This window comes from Microbacterium sp. cf046 (genome assembly GCF_900114345.1).
In the GTDB taxonomy this organism is placed as follows: Bacteria; Actinomycetota; Actinomycetes; order Actinomycetales; family Microbacteriaceae; genus Microbacterium.
The window spans coordinates 301,090-321,319 of sequence record NZ_FOZJ01000002.1 but is presented as its reverse complement, the minus strand read 5'-3'; the positions used below and the strand labels follow the sequence as shown (position 1 = coordinate 321,319).

Below are 20,230 nucleotides of genomic sequence, written 5' to 3'. Positions count from 1 at the left end.
TTTCACGAAAGAAGTCCGGCGGTGTCCTACTCTCCCACAGGGTCCCCCCTGCAGTACCATCGGCGCTGTGAGGCTTAGCTTCCGGGTTCGGAATGTAACCGGGCGTTTCCCTCACGCTATGGCCGCCGAAACACTATTGATGTTTCAGTCTGCACAACAAAAGTCATTGTCATGCGGTTCTCGACCGTACATCGAGAACCACTCAGTGGACGCAAGCACCAAAAACGGTGTGTTATCAAGTCATCGGCTTATTAGTACGAGTCAGCTGCACGTGTTACCACGCTTACACATCTCGCCTATCAACCCAGTAATCTGGCTGGGAGCCTCTCGCCCGAAGGCATGGAAATCTCATCTTGAGGCCGGCTTCCCGCTTAGATGCTTTCAGCGGTTATCCATCCCGAACGTAGCTAATCAGCGGTGCTCCTGGCGGAACAACTGACACACCAGAGGTTCGTCCAACCCGGTCCTCTCGTACTAGGGTCAGATCCTCTCAAATTTCCTGCGCGCGCAGCGGATAGGGACCGAACTGTCTCACGACGTTCTAAACCCAGCTCGCGTACCGCTTTAATGGGCGAACAGCCCAACCCTTGGGACCTACTCCAGCCCCAGGATGCGACGAGCCGACATCGAGGTGCCAAACCATGCCGTCGATATGGACTCTTGGGCAAGATCAGCCTGTTATCCCCGAGGTACCTTTTATCCGTTGAGCGACAGCGCTTCCACAAGCCACTGCCGGATCACTAGTCCCGACTTTCGTCCCTGCTCGACCTGTCAGTCTCACAGTCAAGCTCCCTTGTGCACTTACACTCGACACCTGATTGCCAACCAGGTTGAGGGAACCTTTGGGCGCCTCCGTTACTTTTTGGGAGGCAACCGCCCCAGTTAAACTACCCATCAGGCACTGTCCCTGAACCGGATTACGGTTCTAAGTTAGATATCCAGAGTGACCAGAGTGGTATTTCAACAATGACTCCACCTGAACTGGCGTCCAAGCTTCAAAGTCTCCCACCTATCCTACACAAGCCACACCGAACACCAATACCAAACTATAGTAAAGGTCACGGGGTCTTTCCGTCCTGCTGCGCGTAACGAGCATCTTTACTCGTAATGCAATTTCGCCGAGTTCGCGGTTGAGACAGTTGGGAAGTCGTTACGCCATTCGTGCAGGTCGGAACTTACCCGACAAGGAATTTCGCTACCTTAGGATGGTTATAGTTACCACCGCCGTTTACTGGGGCTTAAATTCTCAGCTTCGCCTTGCGGCTAACCGGTCCTCTTAACCTTCCAGCACCGGGCAGGCGTCAGTCCGTATACATCGTCTTGCGACTTGGCACGGACCTGTGTTTTTAGTAAACAGTCGCTACCCACTAGTCTCTGCGGCCTCCAAACGCTTTCGGAGCAAGTCCTAATACGTCGAAGGCCCCCCTTCTCCCGAAGTTACGGGGGCATTTTGCCGAGTTCCTTAACCACGATTCTCTCGATCTCCTTGGTATTCTCTACCTGACCACCTGAGTCGGTTTGGGGTACGGGCGGCTTGAACCTCGCGTCGATGCTTTTCTTGGCAGCATAGGATCACCCACTTTTTATCCGCATCGTGTCTCAGCCTTGATGAGTGACGGATTTGCCTATCACTCGGCCTACGCACTTGCACCAGGACAACCATCGCCTGGCTTGGGCTACCTTCCTGCGTCACACCTGTTAATACGCTAACCGCCTCAGCATAGGGTCGTGTGCTAGGCCCAACGCTTCACCCCGAAGGGATCCGTCAGAGGGATTCAGACACTTAGCATTACTGGATTGGTTTGGGCGGTTCTTCGCCGGTACGGGAATATCAACCCGTTGTCCATCGACTACGCCTGTCGGCCTCGCCTTAGGTCCCGACTTACCCAGGGAAGATTAGCTTGACCCTGGAACCCTTGGTCTTTCGGAGGACGTGTTTCTCACACGTCTTTCGCTACTCATGCCTGCATTCTCACTCGTGTGGCCTCCACGGCTGGTTCACACCGCCGCTTCGCTGGCCACACGACGCTCTCCTACCCATCAACACGGCTGGACCACGAAGGCCTACCAATAATGTCAATGCCACAACTTCGGTGGCGTGCTTGAGCCCCGTTACATTGTCGGCGCGGAATCACTTGACCAGTGAGCTATTACGCACTCTTTCAAGGGTGGCTGCTTCTAAGCCAACCTCCTGGTTGTCAAGGCAACTCCACATCCTTTCCCACTTAGCACGCGCTTTGGGACCTTAGTTGGTGGTCTGGGTTGTTTCCCTCTCGACTATGAAGCTTATCCCCCACAGTCTCACTGCTGCGCTCTCACTTACCGGCATTCGGAGTTTGGCTGACGTCAGTAACCTTGTAGGGCCCATCGGCCATCCAGTAGCTCTACCTCCGGCAAGAAACACGCAACGCTGCACCTAAATGCATTTCGGAGAGAACCAGCTATCACGAAGTTTGATTGGCCTTTCACCCCTATCCACAGCTCATCCCCTCAGTTTTCAACCTAAGTGGGTTCGGTCCTCCACGACGTCTTACCGTCGCTTCAACCTGGCCATGGATAGATCACTTCGCTTCGGGTCTAGGACATGCGACTGAATCGCCCTATTCAGACTCGCTTTCGCTACGGCTACCCCACTCGGGTTAACCTCGCCACATATCGCTAACTCGCAGGCTCATTCTTCAAAAGGCACGCTGTCACCCCTACTAAGGAGGCTCCAACGGTTTGTAAGCAAACGGTTTCAGGTACTATTTCACTCCCCTCCCGGGGTACTTTTCACCTTTCCCTCACGGTACTTGTCCGCTATCGGTCATCTGGGAGTATTTAGGCTTATCAGGTGGTCCTGACAGATTCACACGGGATTTCTCGGGCCCCGTGCTACTTGGGATACTTCTCGCGTCAAGGGAGGCATTTCGACTACGGGGTTCGCACCCTCTATGACCGGCCTTTCAATGCCGTTCGTCTATACCTTCTTGTAACGCCGGCTGCTCGGCAGAGCAGCCTGAGAAGTCCCACAACCCCGAATACGCAACTCCTGCCGGATATCACACGTACTCGGTTTAGCCTGTTCCGGTTTCGCTCGCCACTACTAACGGAATCGCGGTTGCTTTCTCTTCCTGTGGGTACTGAGATGTTTCACTTCCCCACGTTCCCTCTACCCGCCCTATATATTCAGGCGGGAGTCACTGGGTCGGCACGCCGCCCAGCGGGGTTTCCCCATTCGGAAATCCTCGGATCAAAGTGTGCTTATCCACTCCCCGAGGCTTATCGCAGATTGCTACGTCCTTCTTCGGCTCCAGATGCCAAGGCATCCACCGTTTGCTCTTAAAGACTTGAAATCACATGAGTTTTATCAGAATCGACGTGGACCGAAGTCCACATGAAATTGACTAATGATCTTTAAGATCATCAATATGAGCTGATCCGAAGATCAGCTCAAAAGATGCTCGCGTCCACTGTGTAGTTCTCAAAGTACGGGCGGTACCTTCTCCGCGTGCCGGATGCCGGCAAACAGGAAAAGGTCCTGAGTTTCGTCTGGCCCGATCCGTGGATCGGGCGCATCCGGTCCCTCAGGACCCAACAGCGTGCATGTGCGAGATCAGATGAGCTCCACGGTTCCAGCTGCAAGCAGCGTACTGAGTGAAGAACTTCGTCCTTCGCACCTAGTCAAATGTTCCACCCATGAGCTACCAGTCGAGAACGTGTGTCTCGAGTCTGGCTCTGGAAGGCCCGAAGGCCTCCAAGTGCTCCTTAGAAAGGAGGTGATCCAGCCGCACCTTCCGGTACGGCTACCTTGTTACGACTTAGTCCTAATTACCGATCCCACCTTCGACGGCTCCCTCCACAAGGGTTGGGCCACCGGCTTCAGGTGTTACCGACTTTCATGACTTGACGGGCGGTGTGTACAAGACCCGGGAACGTATTCACCGCAGCGTTGCTGATCTGCGATTACTAGCGACTCCGACTTCATGAGGTCGAGTTGCAGACCTCAATCCGAACTGGGACCGGCTTTTTGGGATTCGCTCCACCTTACGGTATTGCAGCCCTTTGTACCGGCCATTGTAGCATGCGTGAAGCCCAAGACATAAGGGGCATGATGATTTGACGTCATCCCCACCTTCCTCCGAGTTGACCCCGGCAGTATCCCATGAGTTCCCACCATTACGTGCTGGCAACATAGAACGAGGGTTGCGCTCGTTGCGGGACTTAACCCAACATCTCACGACACGAGCTGACGACAACCATGCACCACCTGTTTACGAGTGTCCAAAGAGTTCTACATTTCTGCAGCGTTCTCGTATATGTCAAGCCTTGGTAAGGTTCTTCGCGTTGCATCGAATTAATCCGCATGCTCCGCCGCTTGTGCGGGTCCCCGTCAATTCCTTTGAGTTTTAGCCTTGCGGCCGTACTCCCCAGGCGGGGAACTTAATGCGTTAGCTGCGTCACGGAATCCGTGGAATGGACCCCACAACTAGTTCCCAACGTTTACGGGGTGGACTACCAGGGTATCTAAGCCTGTTTGCTCCCCACCCTTTCGCTCCTCAGCGTCAGTTACGGCCCAGAGATCTGCCTTCGCCATCGGTGTTCCTCCTGATATCTGCGCATTCCACCGCTACACCAGGAATTCCAATCTCCCCTACCGCACTCTAGTCTGCCCGTACCCACTGCAGGCTGGGGGTTGAGCCCCCAGTTTTCACAGCAGACGCGACAAACCGCCTACGAGCTCTTTACGCCCAATAATTCCGGATAACGCTTGCACCCTACGTATTACCGCGGCTGCTGGCACGTAGTTAGCCGGTGCTTTTTCTGCAGGTACCGTCACTTTCGCTTCTTCCCTGCTAAAAGAGGTTTACAACCCGAAGGCCGTCGTCCCTCACGCGGCGTTGCTGCATCAGGCTTGCGCCCATTGTGCAATATTCCCCACTGCTGCCTCCCGTAGGAGTCTGGGCCGTGTCTCAGTCCCAGTGTGGCCGGTCACCCTCTCAGGCCGGCTACCCGTCGACGCCTTGGTGAGCCTTTACCTCACCAACTAGCTGATAGGCCGCGAGCTCATCCCTGACCGAAGTTCTTTCCAGCTGCTGAAGATGCCTTCGCAGCTCGTATCCGGTATTAGACGTCGTTTCCAACGCTTATCCCAGAGTCAGGGGCAGATTGCTCACGTGTTACTCACCCGTTCGCCACTGATCCAGAGAGCAAGCTCTCTTTCACCGTTCGACTTGCATGTGTTAAGCACGCCGCCAGCGTTCATCCTGAGCCAGGATCAAACTCTCCGTAAAAGAATTTTGCTGCGAGCTGACCGGAATGGGTCGGCCCGAGCGAGTTTGATCTGACGATCGGATGTCATTGCTGACATCTCGTTTAATCTCAAAAGAATCTCATCGGTCAGACAAGCTGACCGCGAGGTTTTTTGGCATTTGACAAGTGCACGCTGTTGAGTTCTCAAGGATCGGATGCTCCTGCCGCACGCCTCTCGGCTGGCCTGCAGGGCAACTTCTCTATCTTAGCCACTCCGCTCGGGCGCCGTCAAATCGACTGGCCCGTCTCTTCGCGACCCAGGCGCGAGCCTGAGACCGCTCCGATGGAGTGGGGTTCCTCATCGTGGATCCGAGGATCTGCAGCACACGAGGCACTGACTTCGATGGGGGGTGGTTCTCCGCTTGAGGGGGGTGAGGCTCTTGGCCTTTCCGCTTCCCTGTGGGGCGAACAATGAATACATTACGTGGACCTCCGGGGGCTGGCAAATCCGGGCCGCATCCCGGGCGTGTCGCGGCCTGGGAGCCCGGAATCACGCGGCTCTCGCGACGCCGGCACGGTCCTTCCCCTGGCGGCTCGGACGCACGCGGCGTAGCCTCCCAGCATGTCCGCGCACCCGCATCCGATCGCCCCCGGCGCGCTGCCGCGCGATCTCGCGACGGGCGCCGTCGAGGTGTTCGGCCGCAGCCGCGTGATCGAGTGGTGCGAGGAGCTGCTCGCCGGCCGCGTCTCGGATGCTGATCCCGCGTGGCCCGACATCGCATGGCTGGGCGGGACGGTGGGCTGGCTGCCGTACTGGGCTCGTACATGGGGCGCGCGCGGACTGCTGCACATCGGGCCCCCGGCGCGGCCGGACATCGTCCTGCGCGCACTCGAGGACGAGTCATGGCGCGTGCGCGAGATGTCGCTGAAGGTGATCCGCCGGCACGGACTGGACGATCCCGACGGCCGCGTCGATCGCCTGGTGGACGATCCGGCCGAACGCGTTCGCATCCAGGCGTGGATGGCGCTGGGACTGCCGGTGCCGCACGAGCAGCAGGCATGACGACGGAGCCCGACGCTACGGGCGCTCGCAAGCGCTGCGCACACGATCCGGTTCGGCCGCATGGACGCTGAGGTTCTGGTCGTCGGCGCCGGGCCGGCCGGACTCGCCGTCGCGGCGTGCCTGAAGGACTGGGGAGTCGACGCGCTGGTGGTGGACCGCAGCCGAGGCGCCGGCGATTCATGGCGGGGCAGGTACGACCGCCTTCACCTCCATACGCCTCGAATCCAATCGGCACTGCCCGGCCTGCGGATCTCGGAGACGTCGGGTCGGTGGGTCGCCAAGGACGACATGGCCGGGTACGTGCGGCGCTACGCCCGGTACCACGGGATCGCGCCCCTGTTCGGAACCGGGGTGCACCGTGTGGATCGCGATGGCCGAGGGTGGCGAGCGGACTCGGACGCGGGCGAGCTGACCGCGCGCCAGGTCGTGATCGCGACCGGCTACAGCAACTCCCCCGTGCCGCCGAGGTGGCCGGGACTCGATGGGTTCCGCGGCGAGGTCCTTCATGCGGCCGAGTACCGGAGCGCCGCGCCGTTCGTCGGGAGGGACGTGCTCGTCGTGGGTGCGGGCAACACAGGAGCCGAGATCGCAGCGGATCTGGCCGAGCAGGGTGCGGCGACGATCCGAGTCTCGGTGCGGACACCACCGAACATCGTGCCGCGCCAGATCGGACCGGTGCCCACCACGATGCTGGCGGTCGCGATGGAGTATTCGCCGTCGTGGCTGGTCGATCCCCTCAACCGACTGCTGCAGCGCATGATCCTGGGCGATCTGACCCGGTACGGCATGCCGGCGGCGGGCGCCGGAGTCGTGGCGCAGGCAAGGGCCACCGGCATCACTCCGACGATCGACGTCGGGCTCGTCGCGGCGCTGCGGTCACGGCGGGTCGTGCCCGTCGCGGCCGTGGACCGATTCGAGGCGCGCGACGTGGTGCTCGTCGACGGAACGCGATTCGCGCCCGACGCCGTGATCGCAGCCACCGGGTACACGACCGGCCTCGACCCCATGCTCGGACATCTCGGCGTCCTCGACGACAACGGCCGGCCCGTCGTGCGAGGTCGCCGGCAGCTCCCGCACGCGCGCGGGATGCGCTTCGTCGGACTCACCAATCCCCTCAAGGGTCAGCTGTTCCAGATCAAGCTCGACGCCAGATCGACCGCGCGGGCGATCGCCCGGGACCTGCAGCGCTAGCCGGCCGGCACCGACCGCCGCGCGCGCAGCACCTGCACGGCCACGGCAAGCCCGGCGGTCAGGACCGCCCACAGCGCGCATGCGGGCGGCAGCACCCGGTACGCGAGATGCGGAATCGTCCACTCGGCCGTGATCGGTCCGGAGATCGCCAGGCCGGCAGTCCACGCCAGGATGAGGATCGTCGGCAGCGACAGCCACCACGCCCAGCGCAACGGCGACGGCAGCACCCTCACGCAGGAGGTCGCGTCTCGCCGGCGAACCCACAGGACCGCCCAGATCCCGAGCACCGCCAGCCCGAGCACCGACGAGCCGTGCTGCAGCCATCGATACCCGGAAAGCGGGCCCCAGAGCTCATCGAGCACAGGCAGCACCTCCACGCCCCACCTGTCCTCGTGCGTGAACAGATCCCACACGACGTGGCTCGCGATGCCGATCGCGAGCGAGACCAGCAGGAGCAGGATGCCGCGCCATGACGCGCGCGGCGGAGTCCCGGCGATCGCGAAGGTCTCGCGCAGCGCCGCGGCGGCGCCCGCATCCCACTCCCCCGGAAGACGTCGGGCCAGCCCCATGGGCACCAACTCCCGGGCGGCAGGGCGCAGCACAGCGCGCCAGATCACGAGCAGCACCAGCGCGATCGTCAGCGGCATCCATGCGAGGTCGTGTGTCACGGCGTACCGCACGGGTGTCCCGCGAAGGAACAGCGGCAGGTCGGGGGTCATCGCGCCGATCGCGATCGCCGCCGGGATCAGCGGCGTGCGGATGAAGGGCAGTGCGACGACCGCGTGACTCGGAGTGAACGGCATGGCGTGTCGACTCGCGGGCTCGCTCAGCGCCCGGCTGTTCGGACCGGTCGGCTCACCCGCGGACGAAGACGCCGGCGAGCGTCTTCTTCCCGCGGCGCAGCACCGACACCCCGCCGGGCAGGGATCCTGCGACCACGGCGGCGTCGTCCTCGACTTTCGCGCCGTCGACCGAGACGCCACCCTGGGCGATCGCCCGGCGGGCCTCGCTCAGGCTCGCAACGAGGCCGGTCTCGACCAGCGCGTTGACCACCGGCGTCCCGGCGGCGAGGTCGGCGTGCGGCAGTTCGCGCAGTGCGCTCTCGAGCGTCGCGGCATCCAGCGACGTGAGATCGCCCTGGCCGAAGAGCGCTTCCGACGCGGCGATGGCGGCGGCGGCGGCATCCGGCCCGTGCGCGAGGCTCGTCACCTCGAACGCGATCCGCTTCTGCCCGATGCGACGGAACGGCTCGGCGTCGTGCGCCGCGACGATCTCCTCGATCTCGGCGCGCGTGAGGAAGGTGAAGACCTTCAGCCGGTCGGCCACGTCGGCGTCGTCGGTGTTGAGCCAGAACTGGTACATCGCGTAGGGGCTGGTCAGCTTCGCATCCAGCCAGATCGCGTTGCCCTCGCTCTTGCCGAACTTGCGGCCGTCGCTGTTCGTGATCAGGGGCGTGCCGATCGCGTGCACGCTCGTTCCCTCGGCACGATGGATGAGGTCGACACCGCTCGTGAGATTCCCCCACTGGTCGCTGCCGCCGGTCTGCAGGACGCAGCCGTACTGGAGGAAGAGCTCCCGGTAGTCCAGACCCTGGAGGATCTGGTAGCTGAACTCGGTGTAGCTGATGCCCTCGTCCGAGTTCAGGCGCGCGCTGACGGCATCCTTCTTGAGCATCGTCCCGACGCGGTAATGCTTGCCGATGTCGCGGAGGAAGTCGATCGCGCTCATCGGCGCGGTCCAGTCGAGGTTGTTGACCATGCGGGCCGCGTTCTCGCCCTCGAAGCTCAGGAACCGCTCGATCTGCGAGCGGAGGTAGCCGACCCACTCGGCGACGGTCTCCTTGGTGTTCAGCGTGCGCTCGGCCGAGGGCCGGGGGTCGCCGACGAGCCCGGTCGAGCCGCCGACGAGACCGAGCGGCTTGTGCCCCGCGAGCTGCAGTCGGCGCATCACGAGCAGCTGGACGAGATTGCCCAGGTGCAGGCTGGGAGCGGTCGGGTCGAATCCGCAGTAGTACGTGATCGGCGGCCCGGCCAGCAGCGCGCGCAGGGCGTCCGGGTCGGTCGACACGTGCACGAGTCCGCGCCAGACCAGTTCATCCCAGACGTTCTCGAACGTCGGATCGATGGCGGGCGCGCTCGAGGTCAGAGCGGGAGAGGACACGCGTTCGAGGTTATCAGCGGGCCCCGGATGCCCCCGACCTCAGGCCGCCGAGATCTCGTCGTACAGGCCGATGATGTTGCCTTCGGAATCCTTGATGTAGACCCATCGCGCCGTCTCGCTCATCGGCTGGATCTCGCCGATCTGCTCCCCGCCCGCGGCGATCGCGCGCGCGACCGTGTCCTCGATGCGATCGACGGTGAAGACGACCGTGGGATGCGGCGTCGCACCGCGCAGATGGAGATCGCCGTTGATTCCCTCCGCCTTCGGCTGTCGCAGCATCCCCATCTCGTCGCCCCACGGTTCGTAGTCGAAGTCGAGGACTGCGGTGTAGAAGGCCTGGGCCCGCGCGATGTCGTCGACGGGAATCTCGAAATGCTCAACTTTCGCCATGGTGCGAGGCTGGCACACGCTCGGACGCGTCGTCCAGTAGATAAGCCCTCCGGCTTCATTCGACGCGAGTAAGCATGAGGACTGTCTGGCGTCGATGTGATGAAGTCCTGTAGCATCATTCACTACGATGAAGCCTCAGCGCTTATCGCTGTTCATCACGGACGGGAGGAACCATGTTCGTCATCACCGCGGACCAGCGCGACAGCAGAAGCAACGCGGACCTCGTCCCCGACGGCGTCCGGCTCGTGGAGCGAGTCGGGGCCGACCGGCTCACCCTCCCCGTTCAGCGCAACGCGGGCGATGAGCTGCAGGCGCTCACGGCGAGCGCCCCGGCGGCGTTGGACATCGTCCTCGAGCTGCTGCGCGACGGCCGGTGGAGCGTCGGGCTGGGCGCGGGCGCATTCGAGACGCCGTTGCCCGCCGACATCCGCGCCGCGCGGGGTTCGGTGTTCGTCCTGGCCCGTGAAGCGGTCGAGCGCGCGAAGTCCGCGTCGGGCCGAGTCGCCGTCGCATCGGCCGACGGCGTCGCCGCCGAGGATGCCGAGGCGTATCTGCGTCTTCTCGTCGACCTGCGTGACCGCCGGTCGGAGCAGGGCTGGGAGGTGGCCGACCTGCTGGCGGAGGGCCTCAGCCAGAAGCAGATCGCCGCTCGGCTCGGCATCACTCCGACCGCCGTGAGCCTTCGCGCGAAAGCCGGTGGTCTGAGGCTCGAGGAAGCGGCGATCCCGGCCCTCGCCCGGACACTGGAGCGCCTGGACCGCTGATCGTGGGGCAGCCCCGTGGAAGACTGGCCGAATGCCAGTGATCTTCCCGGAAGCGATCATCGCCGCCATCCTGTCGATCTTCCTGTTCCTCGCGATGTGCGCCGCTCTCGTGCTGATCATCATCAGCCTGAAGCGCCCGACCACCCTCCCGCTGATCATCGCCGGCGCGCTCGTGGTGCTCTCCCTGATCGTCGTGGTCGTCTCCCCCGTCAACGTCCCGGTCATCATGGGCCTGATCGTCGCCCTCCTGGGAACGACCGTCGCCGTCCTGGGCGGGAACCCCGTGACCCGGCGCGTCCTGGAGATGGCCACCCACGGCCGGGTTCGCGACGGCGTCAACGGCGGGATCATCCTGGATGCCGAGGCCGCGGGCGTCGCCGACGGCGAGGCGCCCGCCGGAACGGGCACCGAGGTGCTGCGGGGAGGCACGACGATCGGCTATCTGGAACGGCTCTCGGTGGTCATCGCCCTGATCGCCGGCTACCCCGAGGCGATCGCGATCGTCGTGGCCGTCAAGGGCGTCGGCCGGTTCTCGGAGCTTTCCGCGGCCGAGTCGCGCGAACGGTTCATCATCGGCACCCTGTCCAGCCTGCTCTGGGCGTGCGTCGTCGGGGCGCTGGTGCGACTGGCGATCTGGTGAGACTCGGGGCGCTCGTCCAGGCGTACGTCGACGAGCAGTGCGACGTGATCCTCGACGCTCGTGCAGCCCTGATGGCGCGCGACGAGTCCGTCGTGCACCCCACTCGCGTCGCTATCCGGCGCCTGCGCGCGACACTTCGCACATACGGCGCCGTCTACGACGCCGAATCGCGCTCCGGCTTCGCGCAGGAGCTGCGGTGGATGGGGCTCCTGCTCGGCGATGTCCGCGACCTTCAGGTGCTCGCCGAGCGCTTCACGGGTCCGGACGCGTCGACGGCTGCCGTCGCGCGACGCGTCATCGGCAGGCGGATCCGGAACGACCGGAGGCGTGCCTGGAATGCGGTCACCGCGGCTTTGGACAGCGACCGCGGCCGTGCCCTCGCGGTCGCGGTGACACGCTGGCGGGACGATCCGCCGACGACCGCCGAGGCCGACCGCGCCGCGGCGCGCGCCCTGCGTCGGGTCGACAAGGCCGAAGCGCGGCTGCGGAAACGTCTGCAGAGGGCGCGTGACGCATCGGCATCCGGCGACGACGCCCGCGCCCTGCTGCACGACGCGCGCAAGGCCGCCAAACGCCACCGCTACGCGGTCGAACTCGCCGCTCCGGTCCTCGGTGCGGATGCGGAGGAGATCATCGAGCGGAGCAAGGCGCTGCAGGATGCACTGGGCGAGCACCAGGACGCAGTCGTGGCGCTCGGCTTCCTGGAGCGGATGGACGGGCGGTCGCGCAGCCCCGAGACATCGGAGGCGCTCACCGACCTGATCGCGAGCACGCGCGCGCAGGCGGACGATGTCGCGGCCGTGCTGAGCGAGGCGGAGCACCTCCGGGGCTGAGCGCGGCGGGCCCAGGCCTAGAGGCCGAGTGCGTGCCCGACCGACTGGGCCCGCGCGACGAGTTCCGCGCGCTGCTCGGTGACGCGGTCTGGGGCGGTGCCTCCGACGCCGTTGCGGCTGGAGACGGACCCTTCGATCGTGAGGACATCGCGCACGTCGCGCGAGAGATCGAGCGACACCGAGGCGAACATCGCGTCGGTCACATCCGAGAGCTCGATCCCCCGCTCTTCGCAGAGCCGTACGAGCGCACCGGATGCCTCGTGGGCGTCGCGGAACGGCACGCCCTGGCGCACCAGCCAATCGGCGACGTCAGTGGCGAGCGAGAATCCCTGCGGCGCAAGATCGGCCATCCGTGCGGTGTCGAAGCGAAGCGTCGCGACCATGCCCGCGAATGCGGGCAGGAGCACCTCGAGCGTTGCGATCGAGTCGAAGACCGGCTCCTTGTCCTCCTGGAGGTCGCGGTTGTAGGCCAGCGGCAGTCCCTTGAGCGTGGTCAGCAGTCCGGTCAGGTTGCCGACGAGCCGCCCCGCCTTGCCGCGGGCGAGTTCGGCGATGTCGGGGTTCTTCTTCTGCGGCATGATGCTGGAGCCGGTGGAGAAGCCGTCGTCGAGGGTCACGAATCCGAACTCGCGCGTGTTCCACAGGATGATGTCCTCGGCGAACCGCGAGACGTCGATCCCGAGCTGAGCGGTGACGTAGGCGAATTCCGCCACCACATCGCGCGCCGACGTCCCGTCCAGCGAGTTCTCCGCGGGGCGGGAGAGCCCGAGCTCGCGGGCGACCAACGCGGGATCGAGCCCGAGCGACGAGCCGGCCAGTGCGCCGCCGCCGTACGGTGACACGGCCGCACGGGCCGACCAGTCCCGAAGGCGCTCGAGGTCGCGCACGAGCGGCCAGGCGTGCGCCTGGAGATGGTGGGCGAGCAGGATCGGCTGCGCATGCTGGAGGTGCGTGCGACCCGGCATGATCGCGGTCGGGTGGGCCTCGGCCTGCGCCACGATCGCGTCGATCAGCCGCAGGATGTCGCGCGCGATCGTGCGGGAGTGATCGAGCAGGTACATCCGCACCAGCGTCGCGATCTGGTCGTTGCGGCTGCGCCCCGCCCTCAGGCGGCCGCCGAGCTCGGGGCCGACGACATCGATGAGGGCGGATTCGAGCGCGCCGTGCACGTCCTCGTCGTCGGGTCCCGGTCGGAGAGTCCCCTCGACGATGCCTGTGGCCAGCACGTCCAGGCCCTCGTGCATGCGACGCTCCTGATCGGCATCGAGGTACCCTGCCGCCGCGAGGGCCTTCGCATGCGCGTGCGAGCCGGCGATGTCGTAGAGCGCCAGGTCCCAGTCGAAGTGGGTCGAGCGGCTGAGGGCCGCCAGCTCCGGCGAGGGCCCCGTTGCGAAACGGGCGCCCCAGAGTGCGCCCTCGTTCGTGCCGTCGCCCTTCGAATCGCTCATCGGATCAGCCTATCGACGCCGCACCAGCAGTCGTGCGACGCGGTCGACCAGCCACTCGAGCGGACCGCGTCCGATCAGGAGCGCCCATGCGGTGCACCCGATGACGAGCGACAGGATGATCGGCCAGAACGGCTCGAGATCGCGGAATCCGCGAAGATCGCCCGGGTTTCCGAGGATGACGGTGGCCGCGATCGCCCAGATCACGAGCTGCGCGGTGTATGCGGTCAGCGGCATGGCCCCGACTGCGCGCACCGGGAGTGCGACCCAGGTCAGAATCGTGCGGCAGGCCAGCAGACACAGGCCGATCACCGCGAGCGCGAATCCGCCGGACCCGATCACCTCCAGGAGCCCGCTCGAGTGCGGTGCCGCGGTCCAGACCGCTCCCCCGAACCGGACGATCTCGGATGCCGTGGCCCCGGAGGCCGCATCCAGTCCGTAGCCGGCGACCGCGAGCGCGCTGCCCGCTGCCAGCAGCCAGAGCTGGACGCGGAGGGTGAGGATGCCGGCGCGCGCGGCACCGAGACCGGCGAGGACGAAGGCGATCCAGACCGGGAACGGGTAGTGCCAGCCGATCGCGACCGAGACGAGCTCGCCCCAGGCGGTCGACCAGAACGGCAGGCTGTCCAGCAGCACCTGCACGAACGGCATGACGAGCGCGAGCGCGCCCGCCAGGAGGAACAGGGAGCGGGCCCCGAGCGTGACGAGGGGCAGTGCGATGAGGAAGAGCAGGGCGTAGGCCGGGAGGATGACGTACACCGGCACGCCGGTCGCGATCAGCCAGATGCCGATCAGCCACAGCATCCCCGCTCGCACCGCCAGCCGACCGCGCGCGACCCGCATCTCGGGCGGAGCGAGCGGGCTCGTCCCACCGGTGACCAGCCCGATCGAGACGCCCGCGAGCGTCGCGAAGAGGATGGATGACCGTCCGTCGACCACGCCGATCCAGGTGGAGGCATCCGCGAAGTCGAAGTCGTCGATCCACAGCAGGTGCGCGGCGACCATGCCGATGACGGCGAGACCGCGCGCGAGGTCCACGCCCGCGATGCGCTGCGGACCGTTGAGCCGGCTCCAGCGGGTCGGGAGCCAGCCGGCCGGTCGCGCCTGCGGCGTGCCCGTCACTCCTGGCGAAGCAGCCACACCAGCAGCGCCTTCTGGGCGTGCAGTCGGTTCTCGGCCTCGTCCCACACGACGCTCTGCGGGCCGTCGATCACCTCGGCCTCGACCTCGTAGCCGCGATCGGCCGGGAGGCAGTGGATGAAGATCGCGTCGGGCGTGGCCAGCGACATGAGTTCGCGGGTGACCTTGTACTCGCCGAGGTCGCGCAGGCGCGCGAGCTTCTCCTCCTCCTTGCCCATCGAGACCCAGGTGTCGGTCACGATCACATCGGCGCCGGCGGCCGCCTCGTTCGCGTCGGTGTAGAGCGTGAGCGAGGCGCCGGTCTGCGCGGCGCGACGGTCGGCCGCGTCGACGACGTCGGCGCGCGGCGCGTAGGACTCGGGAGAGGCGACCCTGACGTGCATCCCGGCCGTGACGCCGGCGAGCATGTAGGAGTGGGCCATGTTCGAGCGCCCGTCGCCGAAGAACGCGAGCGTGAGACCGCGCAGCTCGCCCTTGTGCTCCTGGATCGTGAGCAGGTCGGCGAGCAGCTGGCACGGGTGGAAGTCGTCGCTCAGCGCGTTGATGACGGGCACACGCGTCCCGGCGGCCATCTCCTCGAGTCCTGCCTGCGCGTACGTGCGCCAGACGATCGCCGCGACCTGGCGCTCCAGCACCCGTGCGGTGTCGGACGGAGTCTCCTTGCCGCCGAGCTGGCTGTTCGCGGTGGAGATGATCAGGGGCGAGCCGCCCAGGTCGGCGATGCCGACGGCGAACGACACCCGCGTCCGGGTCGATGACTTGTCGAAGATCACCGCGACCGTCTGCGGGCCGGCCAGCGGCGTGAGCTTCCAGCGATCCTTCTTCAGGGCGACGGCGAGATCGAGGATCTCGGCCTGCTCCGATGCGGTGAGATCGTCATCGCGCAGCAGATGGCGGGTCATGCGGTGACCCCTTCGGCGTCCACATCGAGCACGAGCGCGTCCTGCACGGTCCGCAAGGACGCGGTGAACAGCGCGATGAACTCGTCGATCTCGACATCGCCGACGTTGAGGGCGGGCACGAGGCGGATGGTCTCGTCGTTCGGCGCGTTGACGATCAGCCCGTGCTCCTGAGCAGCCGAGACGATCGCCTTGGCGACCGGGAGCCGCAGCGCGATGCCGATGAGCAGGCCCTGGCCGCGGCATCCGTCGATGAGGGGCGAGTCGATCGCGGCGATCGCGGCGCGCAGCTGCCGTCCGCGGTCGGCGGAGTTCTGCACAAGTCCCTCGTCTTCGATCTCGCCGAGGACCGCGGACGAGACCGCCGTCCCGAGCGCGTTGCCACCGAACGTGGATCCGTGGGTGCCCGGGTAGAAGAGCTCGCTCGCGGCGCCGAACGTGATGAGCGCGCCGATCGGGAACCCGCCGCCGATGCCCTTCGCGACGGTGATCGCATCGGGGGTGATGCCGGCGTGCTGGAACGCGAACCACTCGCCGGTGCGTCCCGCGCCGGTCTGGATTTCGTCGATGATCAGCAGCGCACCGTGCTCCGCGGTCAGCGCACGCGCGGCGCGGAGGTAGCCGTCCGGCAGGTCGATGACCCCCGCCTCGCCCTTGATCGGCTCGACGAACAGCGCGGCGACACGGTCGTCGAGCGCAGCCTCCAGCGCCTCGATCGTCGAGTCGATGAACTCCACTCCGGGTGTCATGGGCAGGAACGGCTCCTGCATGTACGGCTTGCCGGTCAGGGCCAGCGTGCCCATCGTGCGTCCGTGGAACGCATCGGTCAGCGCGAGGATGCGGGGACGCTCGACGCCGCCGTGCAGGCGGGCGAGCTTGAAGGCGGCCTCATTGGCCTCGGCCCCGGAGTTCCCGAAGTACACGCGGCCGGACTCGCCGGTTCCGGCTATCCGCTTCAGCCGCGCAGCGAGCTCGAGCTGCGGCGGCGTGGCGAAGTAGTTCGACACGTGGGCGAGGGTCGCCGCCTGCGCGGCGATCGCCTCGACGAAGACGGGGTGGGCGTGCCCGAGCGAGTTGACCGCGATGCCGGCGAGGAAGTCGAGGTAGCGTCGACCGTCGGCATCCCACAGGTAGGCGCCCTCGCCGCGGACGAACATCTCCATCCGCGGCCCGAAGCTGCGAACCAGGTCGCGCCCTGCGTCATCCTGCCAACTCATCCGAGCACCACTTCCGTTCCGATTCCCTTGCTGGTGAAGATCTCCGCGAGGACCGAGTGCGGGACCCGGCCGTCGATGATCGCCGCGGTCTCGACGCCGCCCTCGACCGCGTCCAGGCATGCCCGCATCTTCGGGATCATGCCCGACTCGAGCGACGGCAGCATCGCGCGCAGCTCCGCCGCGGTCAGATGCGAGACCAGCGAGTCGCGGTTCGGCCAGTCGGCGTAGAGTCCCGCCACGTCGGTCAGCACGACGAGCTTCGCGGCGCCCAGCGCAATCGCGAGAGCCGCGGCCGCGGCATCCGCGTTGACGTTGAGCGAGTGGCCGGGATGATCCAGGTCGGGCGCGATGCTGGAGACGACGGGGATGCGGCCCGCCGCCAGCTGGTCGTGCACCGGCTTCGGGTCGACCTCGACGACATCGCCGACCCGGCCGAGGTCATGGTGGATGCCATCGACGACCACTCCCCTGCGACGTCCGCCGAACAGACCCGCGTCCTCGCCGGACAGCCCGGTCGCGTGCGGTCCGTGCGCGTTGATCTTCGCGACGAGCTGCGGATTGATCTGCCCGGTGAGCACCATGCGCACCACGCTGATCGCCTCGGTGCTGGTGACGCGGTAGCCGCCCTTGAACTCGCTCGGGATCGCGAGGCGGTCGAGCATCGACGAGATCTGCGGTCCGCCGCCGTGCACCACGACCGGCTTGACCCCGACGTAGCGCAGGTACGCGATGTCCGCGGCGAAGGCGTCCTGCAGCTCTTCGCTGACCATCGCGTTGCCGCCGTACTTGATGACGATCACCTGGTCGCTGAAGCGCCGGAGCCACGGCAGCGACTCGATCAGGGTCGCGGCCTTGCCGCTCGCCTCGGCCGGATCGGTGTCCTGCAGATCGATCTCTGTCATGTCGCGTACGCGCTGTTCTCGTGGACGTAGTCGTGGGTGAGGTCGTTCGTGAGGATCGTGGCGGTGGCCTGGCCGACCTTCAGGTCGATCAGCAGGTGCGTGGCGCGCGGGGCCAGATCGACGTCGTCGCGCGGCGCGTCCGGACCGCCCTGGCTGCACACGCGGACACCGTTCATCCACACGTCGACATCGTAGGGATCGAACTCGGCAGCGGTCGTTCCGATCGCGGCGAGCACGCGGCCCCAGTTCGGGTCGTTGCCGAAGATCGCGGCTTTGAAGAGGTTGTTGCGGGCGACGGAGCGGCCGACCTCGACCGCGTCCGCCTCGGATGCCGCGTGCACGACCTCGATCGTGATGTCGTGACTGGCCCCTTCGGCGTCGCCCTGCAGCTGCCGGGCGAGGTCGAGGCAGACCTCTGCGAGTGCGGCGGCGAAGTCATCGAGCGAGGGGCGGATGCCGCTCGCTCCGTTGACCATGAGGGTGACCTGGTCGTTCGTGGACATGCACCCGTCCGAATCGAGGCGGTCGAAGGTCGTGCTCGTCGCGCGGCGCAGCGACGCATCCGCCCCCGCGGCGTCGAGCACGGCGTCGGTCGTGATGACCACCAGCATCGTCGCGAGCCCCGGTGCCAGCATCCCGGCGCCCTTCGCCATGCCGCCGATCGACCAGCCGTCCCGGCGGACGACGGAGCGCTTCGGCTTCGAGTCCGTCGTCATGATCGCGAGGGATGCCGCCTCGCCTCCGTCCGCGGAGAGCTCGGCGATGCCCTTCTCCGTGCCGGCGAGCACCTTCGCGCGGAACACCTCGTCGCCCGTGCCGATCAGCCCGGTCGAGCAGATCAGCACGTCCCCGGCGCTCACGCCGAGCAGCTCCGCGGCCCTTTCGGCCGTCTGGTGCGTCGTCTGGAACCCGAAGGAGCCGGTGAAGCAGTTGGCTCCGCCGGAATTGAGCACGATCGCCTCCACCACGCCGTCCTGGATGACCTGCTGCGACCAGATGATCGGGTTCGCCTTGGCGCGGTTGGACGTGAAGACGGCGGCGGCGACCTTCAGCGGACCGCGGTTGACCACGACGGCGACGTCGGCGCTGCCGCTCGATTTGAGTCCGACCGCGACGCCTGCCGCTTCGAATCCCCCTGCTGCGGTGACGCTCACGGCGCGATTCCGTTCACTGGGAGCGCGCGTGCCTCGGGCAGCCCGAGCGCGATGTTCATGGACTGGACGGCGGCCCCGGCAGTGCCCTTGACCAGGTTGTCGACTGCCGCCACCACCACGACGCGGTTCGCGGCGCGGTCGATCGCCAGGCCGATCAGGGCGGTGTTGGCGCCGAGCACGTCCGCGGTCCGGGGGAACTCGCCTTCGGGCAGCAGCTGCACGAAGGTCTCGTCGCCGTAGGCGGCTTCCCAGGCGCCGCGGATGTCGGCATCGGTCGCGTCGGCCGCGATCTGTGCGGTGCTCGTCGCCAGGATGCCGCGTGCCATGGGCACGATCACGGGCGTGAAGGAGATGCGGATGCCCTCGTCGGCGGAGTCGTCCTCGGTGCCCCGTGCGGCGGCGAGCGCCTGACGGATCTCGGGGATGTGGCGGTGCGTGCCGCCCACGGCATAGGGGTTCGCACTGCCGAGGATCTCGCTCGCGAGCAGATTGGTCTTCAGGCTCTTGCCCGCCCCGCTCGGCCCGACCGCGAGGACGCTCACGATGTCGCCCGGATCGATGACTCCGGCCGCGACACCCGGGGCCAGGCTCAGGCTGACGGTGCTCGCGTTGCAGCCCGGGGCGGCGATGCGCGACGCGCCCACGAGCCGCCGGCGCTGCTTGGCGCCCCCGACGACCAGCTCCGGCACCCCGTAGGTCCAGGGGTCGTGGAAGTCGCCGCCGTAGAACCGATCCCAGTCCGCGATCGATTCGAGCCGGTGATCCGCGCCGGCGTCGATCACGAGCGGGGTGTCGGCGAGGGCGTCGGTGTACTGCCCGGACTGGCCGTGGGGAAGGGCGAGGAAGACGATGTCGTGTCCGGCGAGCACATCGGACGTCGTGTCGTGCAGGGTCAGGTGGGCGAGCGAGCGGAGGTGCGGCTGGTGCTGGATGAGCGGCTGTCCCGCGTTCGAGTGCGCCGTGACGGTGCGGATCTCGACGTCGGGATGTGCGGCGAGGATCCGGAGGATCTCGCCGCCCGCATAGCCGGATGCGCCGGAGACGGCGACCGAATATGTCATGGATTCCACCTTAGAGTCTGGGGTCGTGGGCTTCAGACGGCGACGCCCACGGCTCCCCTCCTCGGAGGTGCGCAGGGTCGCCTAGAGTCGGCGTCCGTCCAGACGTCGGCGCGCGGGAGCGACGCTCGGAACGAGCGTG

General features: G+C 66.0%; 15 protein-coding genes and 3 rRNA genes. 5 read left to right on the top strand and 13 right to left on the bottom strand.

All coding sequences use genetic code 11. The features are described from left to right. Nucleotides 1–13: 13 nt before the first annotated feature. The 3 genes from rrf to BM349_RS07660 form a co-directional block, all read right to left on the bottom strand. Nucleotides 14–130, bottom strand: a 5S ribosomal RNA gene (gene rrf, locus BM349_RS07670). A gap of 101 nt (nt 131–231) precedes the next feature. Further along, nucleotides 232–3,335, bottom strand: a 23S ribosomal RNA gene (locus tag BM349_RS07665). 416 nt (nt 3,336–3,751) lie between these two features. After that, nucleotides 3,752–5,273 (bottom strand): 16S ribosomal RNA (locus BM349_RS07660). The 16S, 23S and 5S rRNA genes sit together here, the layout of an rRNA operon. 581 nt (nt 5,274–5,854) lie before the next feature. Here BM349_RS07660 and BM349_RS07655 point away from each other — a divergent pair. Continuing rightward, nucleotides 5,855–6,295: a HEAT repeat domain-containing protein gene (locus BM349_RS07655; protein WP_091705777.1), complete on the top strand. Its 441-nt coding sequence runs from the start codon at nt 5,855–5,857 to the stop codon at nt 6,293–6,295. A 60-nt stretch (nt 6,296–6,355) separates the two neighbouring features. After that, nucleotides 6,356–7,486 (top strand): flavin-containing monooxygenase, encoded by a 1,131-nt coding sequence (locus tag BM349_RS07650; protein WP_091705774.1) that lies wholly within the window; start codon nt 6,356–6,358, stop codon nt 7,484–7,486. On the opposite strand, the gene BM349_RS07645 is transcribed toward BM349_RS07650, so the two are convergent. From BM349_RS07645 to BM349_RS07635, 3 genes are read right to left on the bottom strand one after another with little or no spacing between them, the layout of a single operon-like run. After that, nucleotides 7,483–8,289 (bottom strand): DUF4184 family protein, encoded by an 807-nt coding sequence (locus BM349_RS07645; RefSeq protein WP_091705772.1) that lies wholly within the window; start codon nt 8,287–8,289, stop codon nt 7,483–7,485. The genes BM349_RS07650 and BM349_RS07645 overlap by 4 nt on opposite strands. Nucleotides 8,290–8,341: 52 nt before the next feature. Then, a complete protein-coding gene (gene tyrS, locus BM349_RS07640) occupies nt 8,342–9,646 on the bottom strand; it encodes a tyrosine--tRNA ligase (protein WP_091705769.1) in 1,305 nt (434 codons plus the stop codon). Between the two features lie 39 nt (nt 9,647–9,685). After that, nucleotides 9,686–10,036: a VOC family protein gene (locus tag BM349_RS07635; RefSeq protein ID WP_091705766.1), complete on the bottom strand. Its 351-nt coding sequence runs from the start codon at nt 10,034–10,036 to the stop codon at nt 9,686–9,688. A gap of 173 nt (nt 10,037–10,209) precedes the next feature. Here BM349_RS07635 and BM349_RS07630 point away from each other — a divergent pair, with 173 nt between their 5' ends. Genes BM349_RS07630 through BM349_RS07620 form a run of 3 tightly spaced genes read left to right on the top strand, consistent with a single transcriptional unit; the run spans nt 10,210 to nt 12,273 of the window. Then, nucleotides 10,210–10,800, top strand: a complete 591-nt coding sequence (locus BM349_RS07630; protein WP_091705763.1) for a hypothetical protein — start codon at nt 10,210–10,212, stop codon at nt 10,798–10,800. A 31-nt stretch (nt 10,801–10,831) separates the two neighbouring features. Then, nucleotides 10,832–11,440 carry a hypothetical protein gene (locus BM349_RS07625; RefSeq protein WP_175525237.1) on the top strand — a complete coding sequence of 203 codons (609 nt, stop codon included), beginning with the start codon at nt 10,832–10,834 and terminating at the stop codon, nt 11,438–11,440. Continuing rightward, nucleotides 11,437–12,273 carry a CHAD domain-containing protein gene (locus BM349_RS07620; RefSeq protein ID WP_091705760.1) on the top strand — a complete coding sequence of 279 codons (837 nt, stop codon included), beginning with the start codon at nt 11,437–11,439 and terminating at the stop codon, nt 12,271–12,273. Before BM349_RS07625 ends, BM349_RS07620 begins: the two co-directional genes overlap by 4 nt. 17 nt (nt 12,274–12,290) lie before the next feature. Here the strand turns inward: BM349_RS07620 and argH are convergent, their stop codons facing one another. Genes argH through argC form a run of 7 tightly spaced genes read right to left on the bottom strand, consistent with a single transcriptional unit; the run spans nt 12,291 to nt 20,091 of the window. After that, nucleotides 12,291–13,721, bottom strand: coding sequence for an argininosuccinate lyase (argH, locus tag BM349_RS07615; RefSeq protein WP_091705758.1), 1,431 nt, complete (start codon nt 13,719–13,721; stop codon nt 12,291–12,293). A gap of 9 nt (nt 13,722–13,730) precedes the next feature. Then, nucleotides 13,731–14,858: a heparan-alpha-glucosaminide N-acetyltransferase domain-containing protein gene (locus tag BM349_RS07610; protein ID WP_254773783.1), complete on the bottom strand. Its 1,128-nt coding sequence runs from the start codon at nt 14,856–14,858 to the stop codon at nt 13,731–13,733. Further along, nucleotides 14,837–15,760, bottom strand: coding sequence for an ornithine carbamoyltransferase (argF, locus tag BM349_RS07605; protein ID WP_091705756.1), 924 nt, complete (start codon nt 15,758–15,760; stop codon nt 14,837–14,839). The genes BM349_RS07610 and argF overlap by 22 nt, the downstream gene beginning before the upstream one ends. After that, nucleotides 15,757–16,974: an acetylornithine transaminase gene (locus BM349_RS07600; protein ID WP_091705754.1), complete on the bottom strand. Its 1,218-nt coding sequence runs from the start codon at nt 16,972–16,974 to the stop codon at nt 15,757–15,759. Before BM349_RS07600 ends, argF begins: the two co-directional genes overlap by 4 nt. Beyond that, a complete protein-coding gene (gene argB / locus BM349_RS07595; RefSeq protein ID WP_091705752.1) occupies nt 16,971–17,876 on the bottom strand; it encodes an acetylglutamate kinase in 906 nt (301 codons plus the stop codon). Before argB ends, BM349_RS07600 begins: the two co-directional genes overlap by 4 nt. Then, on the bottom strand, nt 17,873–19,030 hold the full coding sequence (gene argJ, locus BM349_RS07590; protein WP_091705750.1) for a bifunctional glutamate N-acetyltransferase/amino-acid acetyltransferase ArgJ: 1,158 nt from the start codon (nt 19,028–19,030) through the stop codon (nt 17,873–17,875). Before argJ ends, argB begins: the two co-directional genes overlap by 4 nt. Continuing rightward, nucleotides 19,027–20,091, bottom strand: a complete 1,065-nt coding sequence (gene argC, locus BM349_RS07585) for an N-acetyl-gamma-glutamyl-phosphate reductase (protein WP_091705748.1) — start codon at nt 20,089–20,091, stop codon at nt 19,027–19,029. Before argC ends, argJ begins: the two co-directional genes overlap by 4 nt. Between the last annotated feature and the right edge of the window lie 139 nt (nt 20,092–20,230).